The sequence below is a fragment of the Nonomuraea lactucae genome (assembly GCF_003313395.1).
GTDB lineage: Bacteria > Actinomycetota > Actinomycetes > Streptosporangiales > Streptosporangiaceae > Nonomuraea > Nonomuraea lactucae.
Window position 1 is genome coordinate 1 of sequence record NZ_QNFZ01000896.1, and the last position, 7,299, is coordinate 7,299.

At 71.4% G+C, this 7,299-nt stretch carries 6 protein-coding genes; 2 read left to right on the plus strand and 4 right to left on the minus strand.

Annotated elements, in window-relative coordinates; translation table 11 throughout:
- From DQW85_RS30980 to DQW85_RS30995, 4 genes are all read right to left on the minus strand, one after another.
- On the minus strand, window positions 1–1,921 hold a 1,921-nt coding region (locus DQW85_RS30980), incomplete at its 3' end, for an alpha-mannosidase (RefSeq protein WP_162795513.1).
- Between the two features lie 36 nt (window positions 1,922–1,957).
- Window positions 1,958–2,833, minus strand: coding sequence for a carbohydrate ABC transporter permease (locus DQW85_RS30985; protein WP_113703347.1), 876 nt, complete (start codon window positions 2,831–2,833; stop codon window positions 1,958–1,960).
- Between the two features lies 1 nt (window position 2,834).
- Entirely contained in the window at window positions 2,835–3,707 is an 873-nt protein-coding gene (locus DQW85_RS30990) for a carbohydrate ABC transporter permease (RefSeq protein ID WP_113703348.1), read from the minus strand.
- Between the two features lie 6 nt (window positions 3,708–3,713).
- Complete coding sequence (locus DQW85_RS30995) at window positions 3,714–5,006, minus strand: ABC transporter substrate-binding protein (RefSeq protein ID WP_113703349.1); 1,293 nt, start codon at window positions 5,004–5,006, stop codon at window positions 3,714–3,716.
- Window positions 5,007–5,147: 141 nt separating this feature from the next.
- Between DQW85_RS30995 and DQW85_RS31000 the strand changes: the two genes are divergently transcribed.
- Both DQW85_RS31000 and DQW85_RS31005 read left to right on the plus strand, forming a co-directional pair.
- Window positions 5,148–6,179: a LacI family DNA-binding transcriptional regulator gene (locus tag DQW85_RS31000; protein WP_113703350.1), complete on the plus strand. Its 1,032-nt coding sequence runs from the start codon at window positions 5,148–5,150 to the stop codon at window positions 6,177–6,179.
- Between the two features lie 44 nt (window positions 6,180–6,223).
- Window positions 6,224–7,299, plus strand: a 1,076-nt coding sequence (locus DQW85_RS31005) for a glycoside hydrolase 5 family protein (protein ID WP_113703351.1), incomplete at its 3' end; no start/stop codon positions are given.

The following is a 7,299-nucleotide window of genomic DNA, read 5'->3' on the forward strand; positions in this document are numbered from 1 at the left end:
CCCCGCCGGCGGGGACGCCGTGGCGCGCGTGCGGCGCGGCGTTGAAGCACAGTTCGCCCGCGGCGGGATCGCCCGCCAGGGCGCGCTGCGCCGCGCCGATGACGCCCTCCAGCTCCCCGGCCACCGCCGCGTACGTCTTCGCGGCCTCCCGGTGCACCCAGGCGATGGACGAGCCGGGCAGGATGTCGTGGAACTGGTGCAGCAGCACGGTCTTCCAGAGGCGGTCGAGCTGCGCGTACGGGTACGGCGCCCCGGCCCGCACGGCGGCGGTGGCCGCCCACAGCTCGGCCTCGCGCAGCAGCGACTCGCTGCGCCGGTTGCCCTGCTTGGTCTTGGCCTGGCTGGTGAGCGTGGCGCGGTGGAGCTCCAGGTAGAGCTCGCCGACCCACACGGGCGGGTTGGGGTACTCGGCCTCGGCCTTGGCGAAGAACTCGGCAGGCGTCTCCCAGGTGACGGTGGCCGAGCCTTCGAGGTCGCGCATCCGCGCCGCCTTGGCCACCATCTCGCGCGTGGTGCCGCCGCCCCCGTCGCCCCAGCCGGTGGGGGCGAGGGAGTGCCGGGCGACGCCCTTGTCCTTGAAGTTGCGCGCCGCGTGGGCGATCTCGCCGCCCTTCATGGAGCAGTTGTACGTGTCCACGGGCGGGAAGTGGGTGAAGACGCGGCTGCCGTCGATGCCCTCCCACAGGAAGGTGTGGTGCGGGAAGGTGTTGGTCCGGCTCCACGAGATCTTCTGGGTGAGCAGCCGCCTGGAGCCGGCTGCCCTGATGATCTGCGGCAGCCCGGCCGCGAAGCCGAACGTGTCGGGCAGCCACACCTCGTCGGTCTCGATGCCGAACTCCTCCAGGAAGAACCGCTTGCCGTGCACGAACTGCCGGGCCATGGCCTCCGCCCCGGGCATGTTGGTGTCGGACTCGACCCACATGCCGCCGGCGGGCACGAAACGGCCGGCGGCGACGGCCTTGGTGACGTTCGCCCAGACCTCGGGCCGGTGCTCCTTGATCCACGCCCACTGCTGCGCCTGCGACATGACGAAGACGAACTCGGGCTCGTCGCGCAGCAGCGCGGTCATGTTGGACGCGGTGCGGGCGACCTTCCTGACCGTCTCGCGCAGCGGCCACAGCCACGCCGAGTCGATGTGCGCGTGGCCGACCGCGCTGACGCGGTGCGCCGACGGCTGCGCGGGCGTGGACAGGACGCCGGCCAGCCGGTCGCGGGCCGCGGCGGCGGTGCCGTTCACGTCCTGCAGGTCGAGGGCGTCGAGGGCCCTGTCGACGGCGCGCGTGATCTCCCAGCGGCGGGCCCCGTCGGCGGGCAGCTCGTGCATGAGCTCGCCGAGCACCTCCAGGTCCATCACGAGCCGCCACACGGTCTCGTCGAAGACGGCCAGGTCCATGCGGGCCAGCGTGTACTGGGGCTCGCTGCCGGCGGTCTCCTTGTCGCCGAGCCGGGTGGGCCGGAAGGGGTGGTAGTCGAGGATGACCGGGTTGGACGCGGCCTCGATGTGCAGCCGCACCTCCTCGCCGCCCTGGACGGGCGCCCCGACGCGTACCCACTGGTTGCGGGGGTTGAGGCCCTTCACGGGGCTGCCGTCGGAGAGGTAGACGAGCCCTTCGCACTGGAAGCCGGGCATGTTCTCGTCGAATCCCAGGTCCAGGACGGCCTCGACCGTGCGGCCCGCCCACTCGGCGGGCACCGTGCCGGTGACCGTGAACCAGCTCGTGCCCCACGGCGCGCCCCACCGGTCGCCGGCCGCGATGGGCTCGGGGACGGCGGCCAGCCCTTCGGCGACCGGCACCGGCTCGCCGGGCGCGTGCCAGACGGCCACGTCGAGCGGCACGGACTCGGGATACACGGCGGGCCGGACGCGCTCGTCCAGCACGCGCTTGAGGCGGGCTTCGACCAGCTTGCGGTCGTCATGCATCTGGAGGCTCCCAACTGTCTGACTGGCGGCGGGCGGTCAGCCCTTGATCGCGCCTTCCTCGACTCCCCGGAAGAAGAACCGCTGGAGCGCCGCGAAGACGACCACTATCGGCAAGAAGGAAATCATGGTGCCCGCGGCGATGAGGCGGGGATTGGCGCTGAATGTGCCGTTGAGGTACTGCAGGCCTACCGTGAGGGTGTAGTTCTGCGGGTCGTTGAGGACGATGAGCGGCCACAGGAAGTCGTCCCACGCGCCGATGAACGCGAAGATCGTGATGACGCTGAGCATGCCGCGGACGTTCGGCAGGCCGATGTGGAGCAGCCGCTGCCAGGCGGTCGCGCCGTCGATGATCGCGGCCTCGTCCATCTCGCGCGGTATCGCCTGGAACGCGGTGCACATGAGCAGGACGTTCAGCATGCTGATCGCGCCGGGCAGCGCGACGCCCAGGAGCGTGTCGGCCAGGCCCATGCTGCGAATGGTGACGTACTGGGAGACGATCGTGACCTCGCCGGGCAGCACGAGCGTCGCCAGGAACGCGCCGAGCAGCAGCTTCGCGCCCCGGAAGCGGAGCTTGGCCAGCGCGTACCCGGCGAGGGTCGCGCCGACGGCGTTGCCCGAGACCACGATGGCGGCCACGATCAGCGAGTTGGCGGCGTAGGCCCAGACGGGGATGGTCCTGGCGACCTCGGCGTAGTTGCCGAGCGTCGGCTGCTCCGGGAGGAAGCTCGGCGTCCGGGTGAAGATGTCCTCGCCGAGCCCCTTGAGCGAGGTGGACAGCTGCCACAGGAACGGCGAGACGGTGAGTGCCAGCACGAGCAGGAGCAGCGCGTAGCGCAGCGCCTTCTCGCGCGGGGTGACCGTGGCGAACCCGCTCGGCCGCGCGTTCCGGCGCCGCCTGGCGTGCGCCGCCATGTCAGGCCGCCTTCCTGTTGAGCCGCAGCAGCATGAGCATCGGCCCGATCGTGATGGCCAGCAGGACGATGCTGAGCGCCGAGGCGTAGCCGAGGTGGCCGGTGAAGCCGCGGCTGTAGAGCTGGATGAGCATGACGACCGACATGGCGCGGCCGCCCGGGCCGCCGGTGCCGTTGGACAGCACGTACAGCTCGGAGAACACGCGCAGGGCGGAGACGGACACCAGCACGGAGACCAGCAGCATCGTGTTGCGCACGCCGGGTACGGTGACGCTCCAGAAGCGCCGCACGGGACCGGCGCCGTCGACGGCGGCGGCCTCGTGCAGCTCGCGCCGTACGTTGCCGAGCGCCGAGAGGTAGATGATCATGTAGTAGCCGAGGCCCTTCCAGACGGTCAGGCTGATCGCGCTGAACACCAGCAGCCAGCGGTCGGTGAGGAACGGCACGGGCTCCGCCACCACGCCCAGCCACTGCGCGAAGCCGTTCACCAGGCCCCGGTCGTCCAGCACCCAGCCCCAGATCAGCGCGACCACCACGGCCGAGGCGATCACCGGGGTGTAGAAGGCGGTGCGGAAGTACATGATGCCGGGCAGCTTCTTCTCCACCAGGATCGCGATCAGCAGCGGCAGCACGGTGAGCAGCGGCAGGCAGACCAGCATGAAGACGACGCTGTTGAGCAGCGCGTCGGCGAGCTGGTCGTCGTCCAGCACCCGCGCGAAGTTCTCCAGGCCGGTGAAGCGCCCGCCGCCGAGCGGCTTGGCGTTGGAGAACGACAGCACCACCGTGTTGATCGACGGCCAGACGTAGAAGACGATCAGCCAGACCGCGGCGGGCGCCGCCAGCAGCCACGGCGTGAACCAGCGCCGATGGGTCACGTCGGGTCAGCCCTTGAGCAGCTCGTCGCACTTGGCCACGGCGGCGTCGAGGGCCTCCTGAGAGGTCGTCTCTCCGCTCATCGCGAGCGCGAACTGCTGCCTGACGAACTTGTTCATCGCCTCGCTGACCTGGACGGGCTGGAGCATCTTGGCCTTGGCGAGCGAGGTGAACGCGATGACCTTGGCGTCGCCGGAGTTGGTGCCGTCGCTCTTGCTGAAGAACGGGTCGTCCGCCGAGGCCCTGGTGCTCGGGAAGATGTTCACCAGGTGGGCGAAGGCGGCCTGGTTCTCCGGGCTGGTCACCCAGCGGGCCAGGGCGATCGCCGCGGGCGCGTTCTTGGTCTGCCGGGCGATCGACAGGCCCTGGACGTACAGGGGCGGGGTGCCCATCGCCACCGACGGCACGACCTTGGGCGCGAGCGACGGGTTGTCGGTCGCCAGGCTGGTGATGAAGTTGCCGCCGCCGGTCGTCCAGGCCACCGTGCCCTCGCCGAACAGCTTGGCGTTGCCCGCGTAGGTGTCGGTCAGGACGTCGCGCGGCAGCAGGCCCTCCTTGAACGCGCCGCGGTACTTGTCGAGCAGCGCGGCGGCCTGCGGCGTGTTGAAGGTGAACCGCGTGCCGTCGTCCGACATGAGCTTCACTCCGGCGTTGGCCAGGTCGCCGAGCTCCGGCCTGCGGCTCATCAGGTAGACCTTGCCGCCGGACTTCTCCTTGAGTGTCCTGGCCTGGGCGATGAGCTGGTCGAGGTCCGCGGGCGGCTTCTTCGGGTCCAGGCCGTGCTTGGTGAGCAGTTCGGAGTTCCAGTAGTTGACGTCGGTGTTGAGGTACCAGGGGTAGCCGTACGTGCCCTGGGCGCCGGGGTAGCGGTAGGCGTCGAGGCCGCCGGGCACGTACTCCCCGGCCAGCTTCGGGTCCGCCTGGGAGACGTCGAGCAGCAGGTCCTGCTTGACCAGCGGGAGCGCGAAGTCGGGAGGCAGGTTGACCACGTCGGGCAGGGTGCCGCCTGCCGCCTGGCTGAGCACCTTGTCGGAGTAGCCCTCACCGGGCTGGTCCAGCCACTCGACCTCGACACCGGGGTGCTTCTTCTCGAAGGCGTCGATGACGCCCTGCACGTAGTCGGTGAACTTGGGCTTCAGCGCCCACGTCTGTAGGCTCACCTTGCCCTTCACCTCGCCGTTCGCCGCACCCGTCGCGGTGCCCGCCGCGGGGGCGGCGCTCCCCTGCCCGGCGTCGCCGAGCCCACAACCCCCGGCGACCATCACGGCCGCCATGGCCAGTCCTGCCCAGCACCTTCGCATGAAGCTCTCCTTGGGGTACTAAACCGCTCTAGTTGCCGGACTATCCACCGCGCTACACTCCGATGTCAATAGGTCAGCCGAAGTCGAGCGGCGAAAGCCGCGAAACCTCCCGTAAACCTCCGCGCAACGAAGGAGCCACGCTTGAGCCGACCGACGATCGCCGACATCGCGAAGCGCGTGGGGGTCTCCAAGGGCGCGGTGTCGTTCGCTCTGAACGGCCGCCCCGGTGTCAGCGAGGCGACCAGGGCCCGCATTTTGCAGGTGGCCAAGGAGATGAACTGGCGACCGCACAGCGCCGCGCGGGCCCTGGGCGGGGCCAGGGCCGAGGCGGTGGGCCTGGTGATCGCCAGGCCGGCGAGCACGCTCGGCGTGGAGCCGTTCTTCGCCCACCTGCTGTCGGGGCTGCAGGCCGGGCTGTCGGCGCAGTCGGTGGCGCTGCACCTGCTGGTCGTCGAGGACGCCGAGGCCGAGATCGAGGTTTACCGCGGCTGGGCGTCCGAGCACCGGGTCGACGGGTTCGTCATGGTGGACCTGAAGGTGCGCGACCCGCGGATCGAGGCGCTGGAGGAGGTCGGCGTGCCCACCGTGGTGCTCGGCGGGCCCGGCAGGCACGGCTCGCTGTCCAGCGTCTGGGCCGACGACCGGGAGGCGATGCTGTCGGTGGTCGACTACCTCGCCGCGCTCGGCCACCGGCGGGTGGCGCACGTGGCGGGGCTGCCCGCCTTCCGCCACACGCAGCGCCGGATGCGGGCGCTGCGAGACTCCGCGCGCCGGCTCGGTCTGGTAGACGCGGTGTCGCTGCCCACCGACTTCAGCGACGCCGAGGGCGCGGCGGCCACCCGCGCGCTGCTCTCGCGCGCCCGGCGGCCCACCGCGATCGTCTACGACAGCGACGTGATGGCGCTGGCGGGGCTGGGCGTGGCGGCGGAGATGCGGGTCCGGGTGCCGGACGAGGTGTCCATCGTGGCGTTCGACGACTCGGTGCTGACCAGGATCGCGCACCCGTCCATCACCGCGCTCTCCCGCGACACCTTCGCGCTCGGGCGGCAGGTCGCGGAGGTGCTGCTGGAGGTGATCGCCGATCCGGCGCGGCACTTGGACGTCAAGACGGCCACCCCGCGGCTCGTGGTCCGCGAGAGCACCGCGGCCCCCGGTCTTGGCAGGGACGACTAAAGCGGTTTAGGGTGCGGGCAACCGAACCCCACTCCGGAGGACGCGTGACCCTGCCGCACCCCAAACCGGCCCCGCTCCGCTTCGGCGCCAACTACGTGCCGTCGGCGGGCTGGTTCTACAGCTGGCTCGACTTCTCGGCCGACGACGCCCGCCGCGACTTCGAGGACCTGGCGTGGATCGGGCTCGACCACGTGCGGGTGTTCCCCGTGTGGCCGTGGCTGCAGCCCAACCGCGCGCTCATCCGGCAGCGCGGGATCGACGACCTGCTCGGCCTCATCGACGTGGCGGCCGAGTTCGGCCTGTCCGTGGCCGTGGACCTGCTGCAGGGGCACCTGTCCAGCTTCGACTTCCTGCCGTCCTGGGTGCTCACCTGGCACGAGCGCAGCGTCTTCACCGACCCTGCCGTGCGCGAGGGCGTCGCCGCCTACGTCGACCGGCTCACCCGGGCCGTCGCCACCCGCGACAACGTGTTCGCCGTGACGCTCGGCAACGAGGTGAACAACCTCTGGCCGGCCAGCCCCACGGTCCCCGAGGCGTCCGCCGGCTGGGCCGCCGAGCTCGTCGGCGTGGCGAGCGCCGCCGCTCCCCACCTGCTGAGCCTCCACTCCCTCTACGACGCCGCCTGGTACGACCCCGGTCACCCCTTCCTGCCGGCCGACGCCGTGGACCTCGGCGACCTGACGACGGTGCACTCGTGGGTCTTCAACGGCGTCTCCGCCGTGGACGGCCCCCTCGGCCCGGCCACCGTGACCCACGCCGACTACCTCGTCGAGCTGGCGGCGGCCACCTCGGCCGACCCGGCCCGGCCCGTCTGGCTGCAGGAGGTGGGCGCCCCCCGCCCCGACATCCCGGAGGCCGACGCGCCCGAGTTCGTCCGCCGGATGCTCGGCGCGGTCACCGCGAACCCCGCCCTGTGGGGCGTCACCTGGTGGTGTTCCCATGATCTCGACCGTGCCCTGGCCGACTTCCCCGACCGGGAGTACGACCTCGGCCTGTTCACCGTGGACCACCGGGCCAAGCCGGCGACCAGGGAGCTGGAGGCGTTCGTCCGCGAGTCCCGCGCCGCCCCCGCCGCCCGCCCGGGGCCGCGGCCCGCGCTGGTGTGCGACGTGGACCTCCG

Excerpts from the sequence above, each read along its gene's own strand:
- DQW85_RS30995 (WP_113703349.1), bottom strand. The coding sequence starts at position 5,006 with ATGCGAAGGTGCTGGGCAGGACTGGCCATGGCGGCCGTGATGGTCGCC.
- DQW85_RS30985 (WP_113703347.1), bottom strand. The coding sequence starts at position 2,833 with ATGGCGGCGCACGCCAGGCGGCGCCGGAACGCGCGGCCGAGCGGGTTC.